This is a genomic window from Winogradskyella costae (assembly GCF_013403865.1).
In the GTDB taxonomy this organism is placed as follows: domain Bacteria; phylum Bacteroidota; class Bacteroidia; order Flavobacteriales; family Flavobacteriaceae; genus Winogradskyella; species Winogradskyella costae.
Genome location: NZ_JABFDK010000003.1, coordinates 1 through 23,100, shown reverse-complemented (window position 1 = coordinate 23,100; position 23,100 = coordinate 1). Strand labels below are relative to the sequence as shown.

Below are 23,100 nucleotides of genomic sequence, written 5' to 3'. Positions count from 1 at the left end.
AAAGACTATAACAATAAACCTATTCAAACCACGCTGCATAAACAAAATAGTTGTTGCGATTCTTACAGTTTCATAGGCTAAAATTTTCAGCTATCTTCGTAAAACAGCTACGTTGATTAAAAACACACCCATGAAAAACTTACACCACTATATCCAATCACGATGTAACATATCCCAAACCGATAGCCGTCTAGTGGAAACCTATTTTACCTCCCAAAATGTACCAGCCAACACCCTACTCTTAGAAGCCGGAAAAACAGAACGCTATGTGTATTTTCTAAGTGAAGGCATTGTAAAGGGCTATCAAAATGTAGATGGTAAAATTGTAGTACAACATTTAGTCGCCGAGCACGATTTCTTCACCTCCCTAGAGAGTTTTATGAGTGAAACTCCAGCACCTGACTATTACGAAACCATTACCGACTGTAAATTGCTTAAAATCTCTAAACCAGATTTCGAGCTGATCCAAGTGCAATCCACCTTTTGGAGCAACTTTATAAAAACAGTCACCAACGCGCACCTTAATTGTAAAATAGAACGGGTCAAAGATTTCCAGGTATTATCAGCAAAAGAACGCTATCTAAAGTTTATAACACAACAGCCTAACCTAGCCCTAAACGTCTCTGTAGACAATATCGCCTCCTTCTTAGGGATGGAACCGCAATCCTTAAGCCGGATTAGAAAACAGATCACTATCTAACATTTGTTATTTTTCAACGCGGCATTACGGCAGACCTTTACGAAAACAAAAAAACAATAGTGATGAGTAAAGACTTAGCCTTAGTAACCGGTGGCAATGGCCATTTAGCAAACAATCTAATCCGTTTGTTGCTATCCAAAAACCAAAACGTAAGAACAACCGTTAGAGATTTAAATAACACCGCACCTTTTAAAGGTTTAGATGTCGAGGTGGTACAAGCAGATCTTCTAGACAAAGCAGCCCTAAGAAAAGCATGTATAGACGTCACGCACATCTATGCCGTGGCCGCCAACTTTAGCATGTGGGCCAAAGATCCAAAAACAGAGATTTACGACAACAACCTAAAAGGCACCCAAAACCTATTCGATAGCGCCAAAGCATGTGGCATTAAAAACATCGTCTATGTAAGTTCTGTGGCAGCTTTAGACTTTAACACCTTACCAGCCAACGTAGATAATGGCTATAATACAGACCGAAGAAACTGGTATTACAATTCTAAGAACGATTCTGATAAACTGGCTTTAGCCTTAGGTAAAACATACAACATCAGAACCGTTCTCATTTTACCATCGGCAATGATTGGCAGCCACGCCCACAAACTCAGTTATTCTAACAACTTAGTCTATCAAATTTTAAAAGGTGAAATCCCAGTAGATACCAACGTCACCTTAAACTGGGTAGATGTAAAAGATGTGGCGTTTGGCGCTTACCAAGCCATGCTAAAAGGCAAAGACCAAGAACGCTATATCCTCTCTAACCCAACACACACCACCTTACAAGACAGTGTAAACATAGCCGCAAAGCTGTACCCAGGATTACAATTAAAAACCCCTAAAAAAGTACCCAAATGCCTACTGTACACCGTTGCAGGTCTCATGGAGTGCAGCAGTAAACTCACAGGAAAAGAACCCTTATTACAACGGCATTATTTAGATATGTTTTATGGACTAAAACAAGATTACGACATTAGTAAATCTAAAAAAGAACTCAACTTTAATCCTAAACCATCAAAACAAGCTTTAGAAGAGGCACTGACCTACTTAAAAATGGACTGGAAAGTGCAGTAGATGTAATACATAGTTATAATATATAGGAATATAAAACCACTTGGCAAAAGCTTGGTGGTTTTTGCATTTTTCACTTTAGTTTTTGCGATTACGGTTTACCGTAAGTGATTTAGAATAGAAGGTTTTAACTTGGCTTTTGATAAAGAGGATCTATACGTAACTTTACGTATAGGTTTTATAAGAAATAGAATTAACTTTGGGACTCATGACTTTAAATATTTAAAACACTTCTTATTACCTGACTAATTTGTGGGATATGAGTGATAAAAGTTATTATATAACGAGTTAGCCATTATTAGAAAAACGAAACTCACGAATGAATAATACACCAAGAAAGGTAAAATTTTCTACTATAATTAATATCTTGAAAAAGAAACCAATTTCAATAATTTTTGGATTTGGTTTCACTGTTTTTCCATTATTTATTGCTACAATTTTATTAATAATATTTTCATCACTTGGAAATGAAACACCAAAAGTTGATTATGAATTAATAAATTCTAAAGGAAAACAAATTACAGCCGAAATAACAGATATTGAAACACAGTATAATGTTACTATTAATAGCGTTCATCCAACAATTATATCATACAAATATTCAGAAAATGGAAAAGAAACTGAATCAAAATATAAAGTTCTTGAAGAAAGAAAAATAGAAAAATTAGAAATTGGAAACAGTATACAAATTAAAGAACTTAATGGAAATTCGATATTGAAAGACTTAAAACCATATGATTTTGAATCAGGTTTCTTATTACTATTTCCTATTCCATTTCTGATTATTGGATTACCTTTTCTAATTTATTCAATTCGAAAATTGAAAAAAGAAGTAAAACTCTACAAATTTGGAAAAGTGCTTAAAGGAAAAATCGTTTCTATGATGCCTAAATCTGGACTTCCTGTATCTAACGCTGGACAAGGAATTATTGTGCACTATGAATATCAAACATTGAGCGGAAAAAAGATTATTGGAGAATCATTTACAACTGATTTTTCGATTATGAGCGATAAAAAGAAAGGTGATTTTGTTCCAATTTTCGTTTCGATTGAAAATGAGGAAAAATCTTGTGTTGTTCCTAAATTACAATCATTGAGAAATAATTGGAACATTGAATTTGAATAAAATAACAATGGCTAACACCGTATATAATTTATTGCTAGTTCTAGCCTACTTACGAAAATCCTCGCGGATTTTCTATTCGGTTTTTATTTGCTAAATTAGGTACTTAAACACGCAACAAACCATATACAAACACGTTAGCAAACATTTGAAAAAACATTGTAACTAAATGAAAAACTTACTTCTGACATTATTAATTACTTTCCTAATTTCATCTTGTGGAAAAAACCGAAGTAAGAAAATATCAGAAGCTAACGACATAAAAAACTCAAATTCAGAATTTGCAATTAAAAAAGACACTTTTGATTTTACAATAAATGGAGACTTAAGAAAAGTAACATACTTTAATGGCAAGTATTATTGTATGTTTGAAACAAATCAAGAAAACACATCAAACGACTCAAAGAAAATGATTGTACTTGACAAAAAGGGAGCTTTTGTTGAGGACGTCTTCATTCCTGAAGGAATACAGGATATGATTTACTATAATATAAGAATAGAAAATGATAGTCTATTTCTACAAAGAGCACAATTTGATGAGGAAAATTTTGTTTTAGGGAAAGATGTTACGGATTTTCAATCAACCGAAACAAGAGCCTTTAAAACGTACGAAGACGAACTATTTAATGTTTATTCAACTTGTCGTGGAGAATGGGGAGGAACAGTATTCTTTCAAGACAAAAAAACAAATGAACTATTTGAAGGTTCATCAACTTGTCCAATCGTTGTAAATAAAATAGGAACTGAATACTTTGTTACAAATTACATGGGCCATATGATAGGGTTCGCAAGTGTCAATAAAATTTCTGACCCAAGAAATCTCGAAAAATCAAAATGGGATTTTAAAAGTCGTTTTGGAAGTGAAAATCAAAAAGGAGTAGAAAAAGTTCTCGATACAATGGGTTTTTACATTCCTACTTCATTTGTTTCTAATAGCAATTTAGTTCATCTTTACAATGATGATAACGGAACTTATATCGCTGAAATTGAAAATGGTAAAATGAAACCAATCTATACTTTTGATTTTAAATTTTATCCTCAATTCAATCAACAACTAGAAGACGGAAAACTACTTACTTTTAAGGTTGTAGAAACCGAAAAGGATGGAATTTTATTAATTGACGGAAATAATCTGAATTTTAAATTCTTAAACTGAAATAAAAAACGTTTGCTAACACCGTATAAAAATAATTGCGGTTTAGTGCTTAATCAAAGGGTAGTTGCGTGTTTGTAACGTCTGATTTTCCTTCGGAAAATCCTCGCATACAAACCCGCAACTATTCTTATACATAAACGTTAGCACCAATTTGAAGAAACATAAAGAATGCCATATATAACAGATACTGAAATAGAAATCGAGCTTAAAGAGGAGTTGACTACAACTTATATAATTTCTTCACAACATAGAGCAACTGGAAATCCGAACAAAACTGTTTGGACAATAGATTTTGAGGATGAAGTTGAATGTTTTACTCAAACCAAAACTTCCGAATGGATTGAAAGTAATTATGGCTGGGGTTTAAAAGTGATTGATTCAGTTTTACAGTATATTGGTCATAACTATGAGAATGAACTTTTAAAAATCGCCAAATTTGTTGACGGAAGTACAAATGACATTTGGCACGGATATCCAGCGGATTATTTAAGAAGGTCACAAGATAGACCGCCAACATTCGTACTAAAAAGCTGGGTTGACCAAGGATATATGACAAAAGCAAAAATGAATAAAATAAGAAGAGGACAATCGTGCAACCTTTAAAGATAAGCATAAAAGGAGATTATTATGACTGCCAAATTTATCGTGGCAGGTTATATCTATGGGGCTTTGACGGAAGTCTCAAAGTCTACGATTGGACATCTATTATTCAAAGTCTAATCAAGAAAGAGACGGATAAAATTGCATTAACTTTTAGTTTTTTAGATGGTAATTATTTATATAAATCATCATTAATAGAATTATTCAAAGACAAGGATTTCAAAAAACTGTTATTAAAGAAATTTAAACGAGTTGAAGATAAGACCTATGAAATCAGTCAGAAAAAGTTAACTAAATTTTTAATTGGAGAACAAGACACACCAACAGGTATTTTACCGACAGACACAGAAATTTACAGTAACAAGTTATACTTTATTCACGAAAAAGGTTTGTTTTCAAGTTCTGCCCATAGAGGGAAATCTGAAAAGTATTTAGTAAGTTCAAGACCAGCAAAGCTTTGGGATTGTAATTTACTGTCAATAAAAGCCAACAAATATCCTCAAATAGCTTTATCAGGTGGAGACGAAGGTTTATTTGAACTTAACACTTCGAGAGCTCAACCAGAGAACTTAAAAAAAGTAGAGAGCAAAAAACCTATATATCAAGTAAGTAATGAACATTCTTCATTTTCGAATTATTCGTATATGAACATTTATAATTCATCACTTGTAAAAGATTCTTTTTTAGCAACCTTTAAATGGGATGCAAAGCTTCAAATTACTGGTCAAATGGATGTTACCAGAAATTTTGAAACTAAACTTACTGACCGAAATCTGTTTAAAACCAAATCCAAACAACACTTTGTGAGTTGGGGAATAGCCGATAAATTATATAAAGCTAAAAATGGTGGATTTGAAATAATCAAGTATAATAATTACGCAAATGAAGAAAAAGGAGAGCAAAAATTTGAAAAACTAACTTCATTCAATTTACACGCTTGGAAAGGAAAAGTTACAAATGGAGGAAGTGCTTATTTTGGGAATATTGTGGAATGTGAAAATGCACTAATCGTAATATTAAGCGATAACCAAATTATCACCATTCCAGGACCAATTACACGTTGGAGAGTTTATCCAAGGTCTATGAATTACGAGAATCATTTGCACGTAATTCTTGATGACTGTATTCAAATTTATTCATTTAATCAAGATTATTTTTTATCACAAGAGGAAAAAACGATAGGAATTCAATTTAAAAATGAAAAATCGAAAAGAACACCTAGAGGTAGTTATTTTGACGATACAAATGAAACTCTATTTGATGATTTAGACTTGCCATTCTGATAAAAAACTGGCACCAACAATGTATATAAAACATAGCTAATATAGGATTTTCGAAAGGTTATAGTGTATTTTCGAAGACCGCCAAACTTTAAATTTGGCTTTTAGTAAAATAAAGAGAAAAAGAAAAATCTAAAAATTAGGCTCGTGTATAATCCGAAAAGTTAGAGTTTATTTATACGCTACTTTTCATATACGGAGACGTTGTATACAATATGGAAGAAAACATTCATGACACAAGAGAATTGAATAAAATAGGGTTGTATTCATATTTAGAAGAGTATGAGTACCCAAACCTTGAAAATTTACTTGAAAGTGCTATAGAAAAACTTCATGCTGAATTCAAAACAGTTACAAAAGAATATACTGAAGAAATTGAGAAAGAAGACAAAGGTGAATTTTCAAATGTCCCCTACATTGAAGATGAAATTTTTTCTATTCAAGATAGATTGTTGTCAATTTATGAGATGATTATTGTAAATGACTACAAAGAATTTGAACTAATTTTAAAAAGATTATTGAAGGCTTCATTAGACTTTGAAGAAAAAGATTTTCGCTCATTTAATAACTTAAAGCCTATCTTAAAGGATAAAGGAATTAAATTTTCTGAAGTAAAAAGTTATAATGATATCAACGATTTAAGAAAAGTTAATAATCATATTAAACACAGTAAAATTGTACAAATTCCAAACGACTTAAAGCAAATATTAGAATTTAAAAATGAGGAAAAGTTGAGTTATCTTGAACTTATGCAATTTCACAAAAGAGTTAAAGACTTGCGATATGGTTTTATTTCGGACCTAAAAGAAAAAATATTTTCACACCTTTATGAATTTGACGAAAATCGAATAGAAAACATTGCTTCTAGAATGTTGAAAAGAATGGACAGTAATCATATAGGCATTTTAATTAAGAAATTAAAAGAATTGAAGTAATACTGTATTCAACACCGTGTATAATTAATGGCTAGTCCTCGCCTACTTACAAAAATCCTCGCGGATTTTCTATTCGGTTTTTATTTATTAACTCAAGCATAAAAGACAAATTAGCTATATTCAAAAAACATTACCTAAAAGCAAAAAAAACTGAATGACAGAAGATTTAAGACTAGATTATGATGCTTTTTTAAGATCATTTAAAAGAAATACTGATGTTCCTCATTCAATCTTGTTAGGAGCTGGTGCTTCAATAAGTTCAGGAATTCAATCTGCATATGACTGTATTTGGGAATGGAAAAAAGACATTTATCTCTCTAAGAATATAAACGCATCTGATTATTATAAAAATTACAAAGAGGATTCTGTTAGAAAAAGCATACAAAAATGGCTGGATAGTCAAGGAGAATATCCTGAATTAGACTCTAATGAAGAATATTCCTTTTTTGCAGAAAAAGCATATCCAATTAGTGATGATAGAAGAAAATACTTTTTAAGTCTAATAGAAAATAAAGAGCCATATATTGGATATAAACTATTATGCTTACTTGCAGAGCATAATATCATCAAGTCTGTTTGGACTACTAATTTTGACGGACTTATTGTTCGCTCAGCTCATCAGAACAAGCTGACACCAATAGAAATAAATCTAGATAATGTAGACAGAATCTATCGGAATCAAAGCAACAAAGAACTTCTTGCAATCGCTCTTCACGGTGATTATAAATTCAGTTCATTAAAAAACACAGTAGAAGAGTTAGATTCACAAAATGAAGTGTTTATTGAAAATCTATCTAATTATCATCTAGATAAAAATTTGATAATTACTGGTTATAGTGGAAGAGATAAATCTTTAATGGACGCATTAACAAAAGCTTTTACTCGAAAAGGGGCTGGAAGATTGTATTGGTGTGGTTATGGAAGTGAAATATCGGACGAAGTAGCTAAGTTGCTTAGAACTGTTCGAGATTCTGGAAGAGAAGCTCATTACGTAACAACAGACGGATTTGATAAGACTATAATTCATTTAGCTAAATCAGCATTTGAGGATAATGATTCTCTTTCACAAGAAATTCAAAATGCACTTGAGAGCTCTGAAAATCAAGAGTATTTAAAAACAGAGTTTCATTTAGATTTTTCAAATACAGGAAAATATATTAAAAGTAATTTACACCCTGTTGTTTTCCCAAAAGAAGTATTTCAATTTGAAATTGACTATAAGGATGAAAAACCTTGGAGTTTTTTAAAAACCATTTGCCAAACAAATAATATTTGTGCAGTACCCTTTAAAAGAAAAGTGTTTGCCATAGGAACACTAACCGATATTTCAAAGGCATTTAATGGTCTTTTAAAAAGTGATATTAAAAGAGAATCTATAAGTAAGTTTGATGTCGAAAATGTATCAGCTTTCAAATCTTTAATGCTGCAAGCAATTTTGAAGCATTTTGCTAATGACAAAAGAATTTCCACCAATAATAAAAATAAAATATGGTTGACTTCCAATGAAAGCGAATATAAAAGCATCAAAATTCATAAAGCACTATTTCTTTCATTTTACTTTGATAAAAACAAAAGTTTTGGTTACTTAACTTTTACACCTACAATAAATTTAACCTCTGACCTAGAAATTTCAAAAACAGAAAAATTAACTATTAGTAAATACAACTTAGAGAAATTATATAACAATAAGTATGACGAAATATTAGAAAACTGGAATAAGCTTTTATTTAATAAACCTAGAATAAAATTTGAATACCCTCTTCAATCAGGTAGTGGTCTTGAATTTCAAATATCTTCAAGTACTGCTTTTGGAGAAATAAATGTTCTAGACCCTAAATTTAGAGGTTACGAACCAAAAGAATACGACAATAGACAAACTCAATTTAAAGGTGTTCAATTTTTAGAACCACAACTTGTTTTTCGTAACATTTCATCAGATATGGAATTCAAAGATTACCATCCAATGAGAGGTTTAGTAAATAATCGTCCTTATGATGTTAATCTAAATGGAGTAATCTTATCTAATGAAATAAACTTATCTGTTATTTGTGGAGGAAAATATTCAAATAAGTTTTATGCCTTTCTTTCCCAATTACAAACAAAACACTCAACAGACAATAAAAACCCTGATTACTTAATAGATTACCCAGGCTTTACATCAATTTATAATATTCCGTTAAACATTCCATACTTTGAGAATGATGGGAGTTGGTTGGATATTGATTTTAGAGGTGAAAATGAACTTGAAGCACACGAGAATGCAATTAAACTAGCTAGACTTATAACTTCAAAAATTGAACAAATAGCGAATACCCAAAGTCAAAGTACTATCGTTATTTTTATTCCAAACGAATGGCAAAATTTTGAAAGTTTTGTAAACAAAGAAGAAAGTTTTGACTTACACGATTATGTAAAAGCATTTGCTGCTTCAAAAGGAATTGCGACTCAATTAATTAGAGAGAAAACATTAGAAGATAATTTAACTTGTCAGATTAATTGGTGGTTATCATTATCATTTTATGTGAAATCATTAAGAACACCTTGGATTTTAAATAATCAGGAAAAAAATACAGCATATGCTGGAATTGGATTTAGTCTTTCTAAAATAAAAGATAAATCAGAAATTGTTATTGGTTGTAGTCACATTTATGATTCAAACGGTCAGGGTTTAAAATATAAGTTATCTAAAATCGATAACTATTTCCTTGATAAGCAAAACAATCCTTTTTTATCATTTAAAGATGCTTTTCAATTTGGGGTTTCAATTAGAGAGTTATTTTACGAATCACTAGATAAACTTCCTGAAAGAGTAGTTATACACAAAAGAACAAAGTTTACACAAGATGAAATAGACGGAATTAAAGCTAGTCTTCATAAAGCTGGAATCAAAAAAATAGACCTTATTGAAATTAATTTTGAGCCTGATGCTCGTTTTGTAGCAATGAGTGTATATAACAAAGAACTACAAGTGGATAAGTTTCCAATTTCAAGAGGAACTTGTATTGTCACTAACAAACATACGGCTTTATTATGGACCCACGGAATTGTACCTTCTGTTCGACAACCAAATTGGAAATATTTTCTTGGAGGAAGAAGTATTCCTGCTCCAGTAAAAATAACTAAGCATTATGGAGAATCTAATATTGACTTAATTTCGACCGAAATTTTAAGCTTAACTAAAATGAATTGGAACTCATTAGATTTATACTCAAAACTTCCTTCAACTATCGACTCATCAAATAAGATTGCGAGAATTGGAAAGTTACTTGCTAGATTTGAGGGTAGAACTTATGATTATAGATTGTTTATATAAGATAAAAGCCATTTGCCAACACCGTATCTATTTTATTGCCAGTTCTAGCCAACTTCTGAAAACCCAAACAGATTTTATATTCAGCTTCTATTTATTAAATTTGAAGCCTAAAACACATAACAAACCATAAACAAAACTTTTGGCAGTAATTGTCTACTTAAATTATATTAAATATTATCAAAAAATAAAAACATGAAAGCATTATCAATTATAGGAATAGTTTTATCTACTTTTTTTATCATCTGGATTCTAATTGCCATAGGCAGTAATGGAGCAATAAGCATGCAAGAAGCTGGTCCTGCAATAATTATATTTGGATTGTTTTTTCTAGCTTTATCAATAGTTAGTCTAGTTTCATCAATTAAATTCAAAAAACTTAAATAACTTCGATTTAAATTATAAAATAAAATCATTTAATGTCTTTTTTTAGTTAAGATCTGTAACACTCGAAATAAACACATGAGTACAAAACAACTCAATCACTTAGAAGCTTTTCTTAAAAATGAAATGTTACAACTCAAACTGATGAGTTTCACCATTAAAAAAGCGAGTAAACGCTTTAATTTACCCAAAGATCAGGTTAAAAGCACTTACTTAAAGGTGAGGTCGATGATAAGAAAAGAGGCTATAAATAGAGGAATAGTTTACCTTTTATTAAGCACTATATTCTTGTTTGTCGGTATCAAATCTGTGCAAGGGAACTCAGGTTATATCTATTTAGGAGGCTTATTACTTGGTTCTGCTGGAATGCTATCAGCTTTTGGCTATTTCATCTTAGCGATAAAAGGTAATTCTAAATAATAAAATAGTATACAATGATACATAGCAAATGTAGAATATTCTAATGTATTCTAAGCCCTACCCTATCCAAGTAAATCCACACTGATCCCCTATTCCATTTTCATTCACTAAATAAGTTGCTTAATCATCTGGAGACCAAAAGGCAAGACGTCTTGTCATTGGATAAAGCCATACGTAATCAATCTAAAAAACATAACATAAAAATATGACTTGGATCTTGATTACCCTGTTTATAATATTAGCCAGAGCTCTAATGGCGTATCTAAAAATAAGAGACAACAAAAAATACCAAATGTAGCACAACTTAACGGAATTAAAATTAATACCATGTAACGTCCCTACTATAGGGATAATTCCGCACTGTTGTGCCATAACATCATATTTTAAGTTAAACACCTATAATACAGTAATATACTAAATATTTTAATACAGGTTATAGCGTGGTTATAGCATGCTTATAAGATGCTTAAAACAAGCTTATAGCATAATAGATAACATGCAGTGACGAATAATACCAATATCCAGAAGCGTAATTCAGACTTATTACCTTAAGAGGTGCACAATCCATTCCTAATCCTAACCAGATACAGACACAGAGAGGTCATTGAAAAAATCAACAATAGACAAAACCAGTCTCATAAAAGCAATTGACATAAAATAATACAGGCCTCCAAATGTAATATGACTTCTAGCCTATTTACTAAAGTCCTCACAGCGTAGCTATTCAAATATTATTTCCTAAATTAGAGCCTCAAACACGCAACACATCCAAAACCAACCCAAATGAAAAAAATAACCGCCATCCTCATCCTAGCAGTCCTGCTCGTTGCTTTCAAGGATCAAGACTTAAAAGGCTACATCACCTTGTTTGAAGATGGAAGCAGCGCCAAATATTACAAATATGGTGACAGCCATTATTTCGAATCGTTTGCTAACGACAAAGAAACAATTGGCGGCAAGGAATACTATGTACGATACAGAAAATACGGTTGGGGAACTGTAGATACCACCTATTACAGAAAAGGCTCGGAAAACTACTACCATATAAATAAAAAGACCTTAGAAGAATCGATTATCCTCCCTGTCAACCCTAAAGTGGGCGATCAGTGGCTAGAACATGATAACAGCTGGAGCTACGAAGTGATTGCCAACCAACAAAAGTTTAAAACACCAGCCAATAAATACAAAAACTGTATTAAAGTGCGCTGTAAACAACTCACCAATAAGGATAAAAGAAAAAATAAAGAATACCTACTCTACTATTCACCAGAATATGGATATGTGGGTAATGTAGATGGCAAAGGCAAAATTTTAAGCTATCTAAGCGACGTAAAACTCAACGCCAAAGAAGGAGAGGTTATTGGTGAGCACTAAGGGCAATATACGCTTATAATAGAAATAGCATCGGCTTCATATCAAAAATTTAAAACATGCACAAAACAATACAAATAGCGTTATTTCTCATATTAACCACCAGCATAGGGTTCGCACAATCTGAAACCATTAACATAAAGTCCGAACACCTCAAAGAAGCCAACTACCTAAAAATGGATGACTTCTATCTCACGCACTATTTATATATCGATTTGTTCTTAAGAGAGAACTTATTTCCAACAGCAAGTCCAAAGGAGGTGTCATCCATACTTAAAGCCATAAAAGCATATGTTTCTGTAGAGACGCCGTTAGAAATTGAGATCGAAAAACCTGGCGATAGTAATTATTTAATTAAAATGGCCATATTAAAAAAAGACGATGGCACAGAACTTTTAATTGCCTTTACCAATTGGAGTACAAAAGAGCAGAAATTTGAAAAAGACATCAAAAGGGAAAATGATTCCTACACAAGATGGTATTTTCTCAATGATAACAAAATGACCTATAGAAAAGATATGTCTGGAGAAAGTGATTATACTGCATTAAGTAAGTCCGATTTAGCAAATGCCTATCTCTTTGACGAACGTACAGAAAACGATACTCAAATTAAAAGCACTATTGACGAAGCACTAAAAGAAACCGATCTATTAGATAATATTACCACGCAACTAATACAATTAAAATATCAAATTTTTAAAAGAGATACCAACAATTTTAAAAAGCAAGTAGACTATTTAGACACCCTAATTGAAACCAATAAAGCACATGTAAATCTCAAAGGCATAAAAATGGCTTTTGAGGCTACTAAATTTCAAATAGAATTAATGAACAAAAATTAGGCATAGTTTACTTATATCCTGTTTAATTTACGGGATAGGGGTTATAAAATCTGTTTTATAACGAGTTAGCCATCAGTTAAAAAAAAATATGACGCAGAAAAATAATCAATCAAATTTATTAACAATTATATATGTTGGAATTAGCTGCATATTCCTTGGCGGATTTATTGGAGCGGTTACAAATATTATAAATGGAGCTGTAAGTCCGACCTATTTCAGAAATGTTATGGGATGGGATTTTTATGAAATTTGGCTTGCGAGTATTGCGCAAGGAATTTTTGAAGGATTAATTTATGGCGTTATTTTTTCGATAATATTTACAAGTGCTTTCAGTTTGATAACAAAAAATACGGGAACATATAAATTTGCCTTTAACCAGCTTTTAAAAATAATTCTATTGGTAATTCTATGTTGGATTATTGGAGGAATAATTGCAATTTTACTTGCAACTTTAAGCCCAGATTTTTACCAATCAAATTTTTATAACGTTCCGACTGATAAAACTGAAATGCTAAAATATGCTTGGGTTGGAGGCTCAATTTGGGGCGGAATGATTGGCGGTATATTAAGCGCATTTTTTAGTGTGATTTTACTAAAAAATAATTGGAATGGAAAAGCATCGCGGATAAAACCGAATGGCTAACAACGTATAAAAACAATAGGGCAATTGTAGCAATACCGAATGGTTCGGGCGCATTTGCGAGGGCGCCAAATTTTTAAATTTGGCTTGTGTTTAACCGAATAGTAACAGTTCATTTTCAGCCCTACTGTTCTTATACACAAACGTTGCATGTAATTTAAGAAAAACGTAACGAAATGATTGAAATTAACGGTTGGGCTGTAATACGAGAATCTTATAAAGAAGAAGATGACGATAATGAACTTTTGAACGCGACTATAAAGCAAATTGAATCAAAAATAAACGAATTAGATTATAGCAATGAATTTTATTCTTTAAAACGTCTGAATGGAACATATCATTTATCTATTATGGTAAATCATAATCATCGGGCTGTAACTGAACACGTAATTGACTTTTTTAAATGGTTAGCTCTAATTTCAAAAGGTACTTATGGTATCATGTATGTGCAAGATGATGAAGATACGGAAAGAGGAAACGAGGCTAAATTTAAAGTATGGTCTATAAAAAAAGGAAAAGTGGCTGAATTAGATGATATTTATCTTTCACCATTGAATCCAGAAATTGAAGAATAAAAATTGCAAACAACAACGTGTACAGTTAATTACAATGTTCTTCCCTACTTGCGAATATTCCTTCGGAATTTTCTCTGATTCGTATTTGTTTACTAATTTAGTGGCGTAAACCACGCAATATCCAAGCGCAGCAAACAGATAAAGTAAACCATACAGAAAACCGTTAAGCATAATTTCCAAAAGGCTCAACAAGTAAATTTTCAGAAACCATTCCAAGAAAATAAAAATAGATTTTATTGAAAATGAAACCCAAAACAAAATATACTAAAAGCGGAAATTTTAATATTGCGTATCAAGTTATGGGTAATGGTCCTGTTGACATAGTTTACATCCCAGGTTGGGTTTCAAACATTGACATGATGTGGGCTGAACCTAGACTTGCTGGTTTTTTAACAAGGCTAACATTATTCTCTAGATTGATTGTTTTCGATAAAAGAGGTACTGGACTTTCAGATCGTTCGGATGAATATTCAACTATGGATGGAAGAATGGAAGACATAAACGCTGTATTAGATGCTACTAATTCGAAGAAAGCATTTTTATTTAGCCATTCAGAAGGCGGATCTGTTAGTCTTTTATTTTCTATAAATTATCCTCAACGAACCTCAGGAATAATTGGATTTGGAATTTTTGCAAAACGTAGATATTCTCAAGATTATCCTTGGGCTCCCACAGATGAAGTACGAGAGTTGTCTTATAGAATGATAGAAGATAATTGGGCTTATGGTTACATGAATGGATTGCGCACTTTAGCGCCTTCCTTAGCTCAAGACAAAGGTTTTATGGATTGGCTGGCAAGTTACTTGCGTTCAGGAGCAAGTCCTGGCGCAGCATTAAATTTACAGCGTCAAAACACACATATTGATGTTACTAAGGTTTTAAGCGATATAAAAACTCCTACTTTATTACTCTTTCGAAAAGGTGACAAAGACATTCTTGTAGAAGAAGGTAGATATTTAGCGGAGAAAATCACTAATTCTAAGTTAGTAGAATTCTCAGGCAAAGACCATCTTTTTTGGACAGGTGACACCTATTCAGTTTTAGCAGAGATTGAAGAATTTGTTACTGGAATGCGTCCAAACAAATCAGAATTTCTAAAAATAAAACAGAAAACGGACATCAAGATAGAAACTATAATGTCTGAAAATTATCTTTACAATCTTAAAGTTGAAGAATTTGCTAAATTATGTGGACGAAGTTTAACGGTATTTAAAAGAGATTTCAAAAAGCAATTCGCTACTACACCATATAGATGGTTAAAGTCAAAACGGCTAGACTACGCCAAAACACTTTTACTTGAAAGTGACTTGAACATAAACCAAGTATGTTATGAGAGTGGATTTAAGAATAACTCTCATTTTATTCAATCATTTAAAGAAAAGTTCAAGTCATCTCCTAATCAATTCAAGTCAAAACATAGAGGTAAATAATTTTCTGATGAATCATTTGGCCCTTAGAACACATTATTAGGATTTTTAAGCAAATCAAAGTTGTTTCTTTTAGTTGAATTTTGTTACATAACAAAACAACTAATGAAATGAAAAAAGTAGTTATAGTAATTTACGGAGCAATAGCATATATCATATTTCTTATTGCTTTTCTTTACGCTATTGGGTTTGTAGGTAATATATATCTTCCAAAAACAATAGATTCTGGAACAGAACCTTCATTAATTAATGCCATATTAATCAATCTTGCAGTACTAAGTGTATTTGCATTACAACATAGTATTATGGCAAGACCAAAATTTAAAGAATGGTTTAACTCTATTTTTAACCAAGCTATTGAACGAAGCACTTATATTCTACTATCAAGTTTGGCATTAATTTTAATTTACTGGCAATGGCAACCAATAACAACTGTAGTTTGGAATGTGGAAAATAAAATTGGCTTTACCATTTTAACAGGAATATTCTTTTTAGGCTGGCTTATTGTATTTCTTTCTACATTTATGATTAATCATTTTGAGCTTTTCGGTCTTAGGCAAATCTTTGATAATCTAAAAAACAAGCAAACTCCACATCCAAAATTTCAAACAAATTATTTCTATAAATTGGTAAGACATCCTATAATGTTAGGTTTTCTAATTGCTTTTTGGGCAACACCTGTAATGACATTGGGACATTTATTGTTTAGTAGTGTAACCACACTTTACATTTTTATAGCTGTAAAGTATTTAGAAGAAAAAGATCTTCGTAAACATATTGGAGAAGCATATGAAATATATCAAAAAGAAGTTCCTATGATAATTCCGTTTACAAAAAAATAATTCTATAAATATAACGATAAGACAAACATTTATTTATTATAAAACAATTTCAAAATCTAACACTCATATTACTTATGCCTATTGGAATTATTTCCTGTGATTCTCAAAAAAAAGAAGTCGGATACGGAAAAGCGACAAAACAACTCATTACTATTTTAGAAAGTGACCCAGCACTAAAATCAATGTTGGAGTCTTCATTATTACAAGCAAAAGAGATCAATCCAGACAGGAATACAAACCCAGCTCAAACCCTTGAAGACTACTATCATTTTATAACATGGACAGAAACCACAGTGCCATGGGCAATTATCAAGAAAGAAGCATATCCTGAAATATTTGACAATATCGTTCAAGGATTATGCGCTTTTTATTTCCTAATTGATCAGCCACTCCCAGAGTTAGAAGAGAAGGGTTTGGTAAATAACTCCTTACAGTATTACGAACCGTTTGCCCAATGGTTGGTTACTTTCAGCAAATCATGGGGCGACTACTTAGACACTGAAGATTCTTGGAATGAAGTGTATCATCAAATGGCATTTAACGATACTAATTTCGGTCTACAAAATGGATGGTATGAAGATCCTTCAAATTGGAAAACTTTCAACCAATTCTTTGCCAGATACTTGAAATCTCCTGAGATGCGGCCAGTAGCAAGTCCAGATTTAGATGCTGTAGTAGTATCATTTGCAGACTCAGAACCACAGGGAGTATGGGGAATTGATATCACCTCGAATCTGATAGAAAAAGAAGGAGTTCCTGTAAAGTCTGCTACTCTCAAATCTATAGCAAAACTTATTGGTGATGATAGTGAGTACACAGACGCATTTGTCAACGGCACGTTTACGCATTCTTTCCTGAATGTCAATGACTATCATAGGTATCACTTTCCTCTAAGTGGAACAATAAAAGAAGTCAGGATAATTCAAGGTATCAATCCTACTGGCGGACATCTTTCGTGGAACCAAATAAACAACAGATATGCATTTAATCCAAGTGCGAAAACGGGATGGCAAACCTTAGAGACCAGAGGATGTGTTATACTAGAAACTATTAAATATGGACTAGTCGCGCTAATGCCTATTGGGATGATAGCCGTTGGTTCTGTGAATTTCGAAGAAAATGTAACTCCTGGAACAGCCGTAAATAAAGGTGATATGCTCGGTCATTTTGCTTTTGGTGGATCGGATTTCATAATGATTTTTCAGGAAGGTGTAACTTTTACTTTAGATTCTCCCATGCAAAAACATGGCAATTCATATAAGCACATTTTAACGGGTGAGCGCTTAGGGCTTTTATCTAAACAGAAATAATGCAACAAAATTTGTATTAATCTTTGTGGAAAGCAACAATGAAACAAGGTCAGATTTTAGTGCAAAAGGAAATAACAATATTATCAATTTTTAGCAAATGATGATGGAATATATCTAATGACAATAAATATTCTAGAACAAGAAACTTTTGAGAAATTTAAAATGTATTACGAATAAAAAACTATGCCCAACATTGGGTAAAATTAATTACTAGTACTAGCCCACTTCCAAAAACCCTAAACGATTTCCTATTCCATTTTTATTCACTAAATTAGTTGCGTAAACCACACTCATCCAAGTGCAGCGAACAGACAAAGCAAACCACATACAACAAATTCACACACAAGCTGATGACAGAAATATTTACCACAAAAAAACTAGAAAAGTTAATAAAAAAAAGAATTGAAGATAAAACGCTGAATATTGAAAATATTTTTGGTAAATGGAATGCTTCTGTATTATATATTGCAAGAAAAAAATGTTTGATTTTTGTTAATTCTAAAAGTTTCTATTCTGTTATTATTCCGAGGTTTTCAACGACTGAACTAGATAAAATTCATTTATATTTCCTTGAAAATTTTTACGCACAATTAGATTTTGAAAAAATTAAGACTGATGCAGAATTTCTTGCTGATAATGTTGGAGAGTTGAAATTCTACGCGACTGATAACGATAAAAAAATAACTGGAATCATCAACTATAATATTTCAAAGATAGACTACCTTAAATATGACTATGATGCTTTTAATTCTTCTGTGATTAGAGAATTAACAGAGAAATTGAATTTGACACCTTTTAAACAGTTGAATTGGAATCACCCCAAAAAAATAATGAGTGAAATTATAGAAAAAGCCCGTTAGTAAAACTATATATAATCCATTCCAACTCCTAACCTACTCAGAACATCCACACAGATTTCCTATTCCATCGGCAGGTTATAAACCAGCCATCCACACCCACACAACCTATTAATTCACAACCAACTACAACACAAACCCCTATAACTATCATAACCAAGCGCATGTTTTTATTAGAAATGGCATCTAAAGAGATAAAAAATAGATACTATGAAAAACACATTGAAAATGAATTCAACTAGCATTACGTCTTTAGTATTATTAGCCGTTATGGCACTTTTTACAGCATGTAATGATGATGATATTGAAAGTAGCGATACCGATACCACAACAGGAACAGACACCTCTACCTATATTTTGGTAGTAGACCAAACAGGGCAAGGTGCAGATATAATTAATCACGATGGTGACGAAATATTTAGTTGGGACTTTGATGCCGCAATAGGCAATGATGCCAGTCTATTAGATGACGGTAGTATGTTAGTGTGTCTAAAAGCCAGCGATGCGGCCATTACCTTTGGAGGGTATGGTGGTGTGTTTCAAAAAATAAATGCTGACCAAACAACAGATTGGGAAGTGTCTTATAGCACCACCACACAAACAGCCCATCATGATGTAGAATACTTAGCGAATGGCAATATTATATTCCCAGTATGGGAACAGCTTCTAGTAAGTGATGCAACCGAAATGGGGTTTTCAGGTAGTCAAGACATTTATCCTGAAGCAATCATAGAAATGAATCCTGTAACCCAAGAAATTGTTTGGGAGTGGCATGTTACAGATCATTTAATACAAGATCATGACAGCACCAAACTTAATTATGGTACCGTACAAGACAATCCTAATAAAATAGATATCAACTACAACAGCGCGCAAGCCAATGGAGATATCATGCACATGAATGGTATTACTATAGATGAAACTAATAATATTATCTATGTAACAATTAATAACTATAGCGAGATTTGGGTGATTGACCACAGCACAACAACAGCGCAAGCAGCAACAAGTACGGGCGGAAACTATAATTTAGGCGGAGATTTAGTGTACCGTTTTGGTAACCCTTTAGCTTACGATAATGTAGGAGACGTCACCATAAACGATGTCCATTATCCTAATTTGTTAGATACAGGAAACATGTTAGTGTTTTCTAACAACATTTACGATAACCAATCAGCGGTTTTTGAATACCAATTAAATCCACCATATCAACTTGTTGCAGGTGAAGATAACGAACCTGAACTGGTATGGTCATTCACCGATTCAGAACTATACAGCGCTGGATTAGGAGGAGCCGTACGTACACCAAACGGAAATACACTTATTGCAGAAGGTAGAGACGGCATCGTTTGGGAAGTGTCCGATAGCGGTGAAGTCTTATGGAAATATGCCGGATACGATACCCTCTGGAGAGTCTACGCCATACCTGTAGATGACGATCGACTTTCGTTTCTAGGAGTGAATTAAAAAACAAAGTACTTACAAAAAATGACTTTTACTTAAACCTTAGTAAAAGTCATTTTTTTATGGCACAGAAATCCAAATCCATTCCTATCAGCGCAAACCAGATACAACAACGTCCAAAATCAAATTCAAATACGCTGTATAGTGTAGAAGAACCATAGATCGTGTTCCTCATTAAACCACTATAAATACTATTAGGATTAATGTGTTTCTAATACATTATGCCTAATTTTGATTTAAACTAAAAAACATGACATCCAATAAGTTAATTTTCACACTACTATGTCTTTGTGCGACCTGTATAATAGTGGCACAAAAATTCGAACCAGAAGATGGTAAATGTTTAGTTTTTGTCGGACAAGATTTAGAGGCTACCGGAGGTTTAGAGGATTATAATAATGGGTACACAGATTATTTTGATGCACCTGCTGGAGTAACCATATACACCAACTTATCTCCTAATAATGAATCTTACGGCCACTATAACAAAGGGTTAGACGGGATAAAAACAAAAGTAAATTGGGGTGCTGGTGATTCTTGGGCTAATCTTTACCTTCAAGATTCTACGTATCAAAATACTGCTTTAGCAATAGGGCTATCTATGGTTAATCATGAAAAAAGTGTTGCAAAAGGAAAACTTGACTATTTAATTAATGAGCTAGCGGATTGGATTAAAGCGACTAAGCGTCCTGTTTTCTTAAGAATTGGTTATGAATTTGATGGTTGGGATTGGAATCATTATAACAAGAAACATTATCTTAAGGCGTGGCAAAGAATACATGCCATTCTCAAAGCTAAACAAGTAGATAATGTTGCTTTTGTCTGGCAATCTAAAGGAGCAGGTTCTAACCAAAAGGTGTTAGAAGAATGGTATCCTGGTGATGATTTAGTAGATTGGTGTGCGTATTCCTATTTTGGGCAACCAGATAAAGAAATGATTGTGTTTGCAAGGAAACATAAAAAGCCGGTATTTATTTCAGAAGCAACTCCGGTAAGGCAAATAGACAATTTATACTTTGATTCGGATCTAAAAAAAGTGAAACTAGAAAAAACAATATGGAAAGACTGGTTCATACCTTTTTTCCAGACTATACAAGAAAATTCTGATGTAATAAAAGCCTTTAGTTATATAAATTCGGATTGGACGTCTCAGCCTATGTGGATTACTAATGCGACCTTTAATAAGGTAGACTCCCGAATTCAAGTTAGTCCATACGTATCCCAAAAATGGATTGAAGAACTAAAAAAATCAAAATACTTAAATGCTTCAGATGGATTGTGGAATACAAAAATAAAAAAATAGACATAGTTCAGCTTATATCCTGTTTAATTTAGGGGATATAGGTTATAAAATCTGTTTTATAACGAGTTGTGTGTAATTATGAAAATGACATTCAGGACAATAAATATCATCCTTTTAACACTTTGTTTTAATCCATTATTTGGACAAACAAATGTACTTATTCCGAATAAAGGAATTGAGGGAATATCTATTGTGATTGACTCATCCAAAATTTCGGATGTTATTGAAATGTATGGAACTGAATATACTTTATCCGAAAAGACTTTGATAACAAACTATCGTTACAACAAAATCGGATTAACTTTTCAAATTGACCCATATGACAAAAACCAAATTGTTAGGTCAATTTCAGTTGAATCGCCTTTTAAAGCAACAACAGAAAACGGAATTGTACTAAATGAAAGTACAATGAAAGACGTCTGGAATACATACAATGACAAAGGTTGTTTCACATCAAAGACTTATGCTTGGAATACTCAAAATGGAATTTCTTACTATATCAAAAAAGACCCAAATGCAAAAGGATATGATACAGAAGAGAAAATATTCAAAATAGAAATAAACAATGATGGCGATTTTGGAATTTCTTCAAGAACAAACTTCGAGTTTAATGATGAACCTGTAAAAGAAAAATTAAACAGTTTGATAGCAATTCTTAAATCGGACAGTTTCAACTTTCAGAAATTAGACAGTTTTTGGAGTAAAGAGAAAATTACAGAGGAAGAACCATATGGTCTTGAAAAAAAGACAGTTTTTAGAAGAAAAATTGAATATGGACTGACACAGGAAAACATAGAAATTAGAATTGTTGGAAGTTCTTACGACTTGAATATTATTGAAAACAATAATAAGCTAGCCTATTTAGAACTGATAGACAATGAAGAACAAAAAACTCTAGTTAAAAGAATAGAGAACCCAAGATTAGAGAATACAGACTTTAATGTTTACACTTTTGGGACATTCTGTGGAATTGCAGGAACACCACCAATTAAATGCCAAGAAATGCTTGACCTCATTAATAGAAATGACTCTAGTGAGTTAGCAAAATGGTTGCAATCATTAAATCCAGAAATTGCTACTTATGGTTATATTGGACTACAGTACCTAGTCCAGTATGAAATTGATATTCCTGAATTTTGGTTTACACGAATGAGAATATTAAATAAATCTGAAACACAACTCAACACTTGTCAAGGCTGTATTTTTGGAGTAACAGAAAGAATTTCAGATGTATTAAAAGAAAAGAATTTAAAACAAATATATAGGTCATTTAAAGAAAGTGGATGGCTAAAATAACTACACACAACACCGTGTATAATTAATTGCTTTGGTCGTTGCTTATTTGGAAAATTCCTTCGGAATTTTCTCGCGTTCGTTTTTGTTTACTAAATTAGTTGCTTAAACACGCAACAAACCATATACGTATTCCAAGATCAAATCCTAGTAATATTTAGTTTTATTTTTTATGCTGCATATTGCTGAAGAACCACATATGGT

At 32.2% G+C, this 23,100-nt stretch carries 21 protein-coding genes; 20 read left to right on the top strand and 1 reads right to left on the bottom strand.

The genetic code is table 11. The features are described from left to right. Positions 1-130: 130 nt before the first annotated feature. The 8 genes from HM986_RS08910 to HM986_RS08875 all read left to right on the top strand — a co-directional run bounded on the left by HM986_RS08910 (position 131) and on the right by HM986_RS08875 (position 10,171). Complete coding sequence (locus HM986_RS08910; RefSeq protein ID WP_179334741.1) at positions 131-700, top strand: Crp/Fnr family transcriptional regulator; 570 nt, start codon at positions 131-133, stop codon at positions 698-700. A gap of 62 nt (positions 701-762) precedes the next feature. After that, a complete protein-coding gene (locus tag HM986_RS08905; protein ID WP_179334740.1) occupies positions 763-1,767 on the top strand; it encodes an NAD-dependent epimerase/dehydratase family protein in 1,005 nt (334 codons plus the stop codon). Positions 1,768-2,083: 316 nt separating this feature from the next. Beyond that, entirely contained in the window at positions 2,084-2,890 is an 807-nt protein-coding gene (locus tag HM986_RS08900; protein ID WP_179334739.1) for a hypothetical protein, read from the top strand. Between the two features lie 166 nt (positions 2,891-3,056). Beyond that, entirely contained in the window at positions 3,057-4,043 is a 987-nt protein-coding gene (locus HM986_RS08895; RefSeq protein WP_179334738.1) for a hypothetical protein, read from the top strand. 168 nt (positions 4,044-4,211) lie between these two features. After that, on the top strand, positions 4,212-4,646 hold the full coding sequence (locus HM986_RS08890; protein WP_179334737.1) for a hypothetical protein: 435 nt from the start codon (positions 4,212-4,214) through the stop codon (positions 4,644-4,646). Beyond that, the gene (locus HM986_RS08885) at positions 4,634-5,926 is read left to right on the top strand and encodes a hypothetical protein (RefSeq protein WP_179334736.1); all 1,293 of its coding nucleotides are present in this window, start codon (positions 4,634-4,636) and stop codon (positions 5,924-5,926) included. The genes HM986_RS08890 and HM986_RS08885 overlap by 13 nt, the downstream gene beginning before the upstream one ends. 212 nt (positions 5,927-6,138) lie before the next feature. Next, positions 6,139-6,858 carry a hypothetical protein gene (locus HM986_RS08880; protein ID WP_179334735.1) on the top strand — a complete coding sequence of 240 codons (720 nt, stop codon included), beginning with the start codon at positions 6,139-6,141 and terminating at the stop codon, positions 6,856-6,858. Positions 6,859-7,012: 154 nt separating this feature from the next. After that, complete coding sequence (locus HM986_RS08875; RefSeq protein ID WP_179334734.1) at positions 7,013-10,171, top strand: SIR2 family protein; 3,159 nt, start codon at positions 7,013-7,015, stop codon at positions 10,169-10,171. Between the two features lie 167 nt (positions 10,172-10,338). Here HM986_RS08875 and HM986_RS08870 read toward each other — a convergent pair whose 3' ends face one another. Next, the gene (locus HM986_RS08870) at positions 10,339-10,584 is read right to left on the bottom strand and encodes a hypothetical protein (RefSeq protein WP_179334733.1); all 246 of its coding nucleotides are present in this window, start codon (positions 10,582-10,584) and stop codon (positions 10,339-10,341) included. 46 nt (positions 10,585-10,630) lie between these two features. Between HM986_RS08870 and HM986_RS08865 the strand changes: the two genes are divergently transcribed. The 12 genes from HM986_RS08865 (at position 10,631) to HM986_RS08810 (ending at position 22,899) form a co-directional block, all read left to right on the top strand. Next, positions 10,631-10,972 (top strand): hypothetical protein, encoded by a 342-nt coding sequence (locus tag HM986_RS08865; RefSeq protein ID WP_179334732.1) that lies wholly within the window; start codon positions 10,631-10,633, stop codon positions 10,970-10,972. A 783-nt stretch (positions 10,973-11,755) separates the two neighbouring features. Beyond that, positions 11,756-12,346: a hypothetical protein gene (locus tag HM986_RS08860; RefSeq protein ID WP_179334731.1), complete on the top strand. Its 591-nt coding sequence runs from the start codon at positions 11,756-11,758 to the stop codon at positions 12,344-12,346. Between the two features lie 56 nt (positions 12,347-12,402). Next, the gene (locus HM986_RS08855; RefSeq protein ID WP_179334730.1) at positions 12,403-13,185 is read left to right on the top strand and encodes a hypothetical protein; all 783 of its coding nucleotides are present in this window, start codon (positions 12,403-12,405) and stop codon (positions 13,183-13,185) included. 88 nt (positions 13,186-13,273) lie between these two features. After that, positions 13,274-13,828 carry a hypothetical protein gene (locus HM986_RS08850; RefSeq protein WP_179334729.1) on the top strand — a complete coding sequence of 185 codons (555 nt, stop codon included), beginning with the start codon at positions 13,274-13,276 and terminating at the stop codon, positions 13,826-13,828. 173 nt (positions 13,829-14,001) lie between these two features. Next, positions 14,002-14,400, top strand: coding sequence for an Imm7 family immunity protein (locus tag HM986_RS08845; RefSeq protein WP_179334728.1), 399 nt, complete (start codon positions 14,002-14,004; stop codon positions 14,398-14,400). 242 nt (positions 14,401-14,642) lie between these two features. Further along, positions 14,643-15,830 (top strand): alpha/beta fold hydrolase, encoded by a 1,188-nt coding sequence (locus HM986_RS08840; protein WP_179334727.1) that lies wholly within the window; start codon positions 14,643-14,645, stop codon positions 15,828-15,830. Between the two features lie 107 nt (positions 15,831-15,937). Then, entirely contained in the window at positions 15,938-16,669 is a 732-nt protein-coding gene (mddA, locus tag HM986_RS08835) for a methanethiol S-methyltransferase (RefSeq protein WP_179334726.1), read from the top strand. A 182-nt stretch (positions 16,670-16,851) separates the two neighbouring features. Next, positions 16,852-17,979 (top strand): phosphatidylserine decarboxylase, encoded by a 1,128-nt coding sequence (locus HM986_RS08830; RefSeq protein ID WP_179334725.1) that lies wholly within the window; start codon positions 16,852-16,854, stop codon positions 17,977-17,979. 350 nt (positions 17,980-18,329) lie between these two features. Further along, complete coding sequence (locus HM986_RS08825; protein WP_179334724.1) at positions 18,330-18,839, top strand: DUF6933 domain-containing protein; 510 nt, start codon at positions 18,330-18,332, stop codon at positions 18,837-18,839. 207 nt (positions 18,840-19,046) lie between these two features. Further along, on the top strand, positions 19,047-20,303 hold the full coding sequence (locus HM986_RS08820) for an aryl-sulfate sulfotransferase (protein WP_246288486.1): 1,257 nt from the start codon (positions 19,047-19,049) through the stop codon (positions 20,301-20,303). A gap of 304 nt (positions 20,304-20,607) precedes the next feature. Then, positions 20,608-21,603 (top strand): glycoside hydrolase family 26 protein, encoded by a 996-nt coding sequence (locus tag HM986_RS08815; protein WP_246288485.1) that lies wholly within the window; start codon positions 20,608-20,610, stop codon positions 21,601-21,603. A gap of 84 nt (positions 21,604-21,687) precedes the next feature. Continuing rightward, positions 21,688-22,899 (top strand): hypothetical protein, encoded by a 1,212-nt coding sequence (locus HM986_RS08810; RefSeq protein WP_179334722.1) that lies wholly within the window; start codon positions 21,688-21,690, stop codon positions 22,897-22,899. The last annotated feature ends 201 nt before the right edge of the window (positions 22,900-23,100 follow it).

Bases quoted from the DNA above. Each gene is read 5' to 3' on its own strand.
- HM986_RS08865 (WP_179334732.1), top strand. From the start codon at position 10,631: ATGAGTACAAAACAACTCAATCACTTAGAAGCTTTTCTTAAAAATGAA.
- HM986_RS08870 (WP_179334733.1), bottom strand. From the start codon at position 10,584: ATGATTTTATTTTATAATTTAAATCGAAGTTATTTAAGTTTTTTGAAT.
- HM986_RS08880 (WP_179334735.1), top strand. From the start codon at position 6,139: ATGGAAGAAAACATTCATGACACAAGAGAATTGAATAAAATAGGGTTG.
- HM986_RS08840 (WP_179334727.1), top strand. From the start codon at position 14,643: ATGAAACCCAAAACAAAATATACTAAAAGCGGAAATTTTAATATTGCG.
- HM986_RS08810 (WP_179334722.1), top strand. From the start codon at position 21,688: ATGACATTCAGGACAATAAATATCATCCTTTTAACACTTTGTTTTAAT.
- HM986_RS08900 (WP_179334739.1), top strand. From the start codon at position 2,084: ATGAATAATACACCAAGAAAGGTAAAATTTTCTACTATAATTAATATC.
- HM986_RS08895 (WP_179334738.1), top strand. From the start codon at position 3,057: ATGAAAAACTTACTTCTGACATTATTAATTACTTTCCTAATTTCATCT.
- HM986_RS08905 (WP_179334740.1), top strand. From the start codon at position 763: ATGAGTAAAGACTTAGCCTTAGTAACCGGTGGCAATGGCCATTTAGCA.
- mddA (WP_179334726.1), top strand. From the start codon at position 15,938: ATGAAAAAAGTAGTTATAGTAATTTACGGAGCAATAGCATATATCATA.
- HM986_RS08825 (WP_179334724.1), top strand. From the start codon at position 18,330: ATGACAGAAATATTTACCACAAAAAAACTAGAAAAGTTAATAAAAAAA.
- HM986_RS08850 (WP_179334729.1), top strand. From the start codon at position 13,274: ATGACGCAGAAAAATAATCAATCAAATTTATTAACAATTATATATGTT.
- HM986_RS08860 (WP_179334731.1), top strand. From the start codon at position 11,756: ATGAAAAAAATAACCGCCATCCTCATCCTAGCAGTCCTGCTCGTTGCT.
- HM986_RS08910 (WP_179334741.1), top strand. From the start codon at position 131: ATGAAAAACTTACACCACTATATCCAATCACGATGTAACATATCCCAA.
- HM986_RS08875 (WP_179334734.1), top strand. From the start codon at position 7,013: ATGACAGAAGATTTAAGACTAGATTATGATGCTTTTTTAAGATCATTT.
- HM986_RS08820 (WP_246288486.1), top strand. From the start codon at position 19,047: ATGAAAAACACATTGAAAATGAATTCAACTAGCATTACGTCTTTAGTA.
- HM986_RS08830 (WP_179334725.1), top strand. From the start codon at position 16,852: ATGTTGGAGTCTTCATTATTACAAGCAAAAGAGATCAATCCAGACAGG.
- HM986_RS08845 (WP_179334728.1), top strand. From the start codon at position 14,002: ATGATTGAAATTAACGGTTGGGCTGTAATACGAGAATCTTATAAAGAA.
- HM986_RS08855 (WP_179334730.1), top strand. From the start codon at position 12,403: ATGCACAAAACAATACAAATAGCGTTATTTCTCATATTAACCACCAGC.
- HM986_RS08890 (WP_179334737.1), top strand. From the start codon at position 4,212: ATGCCATATATAACAGATACTGAAATAGAAATCGAGCTTAAAGAGGAG.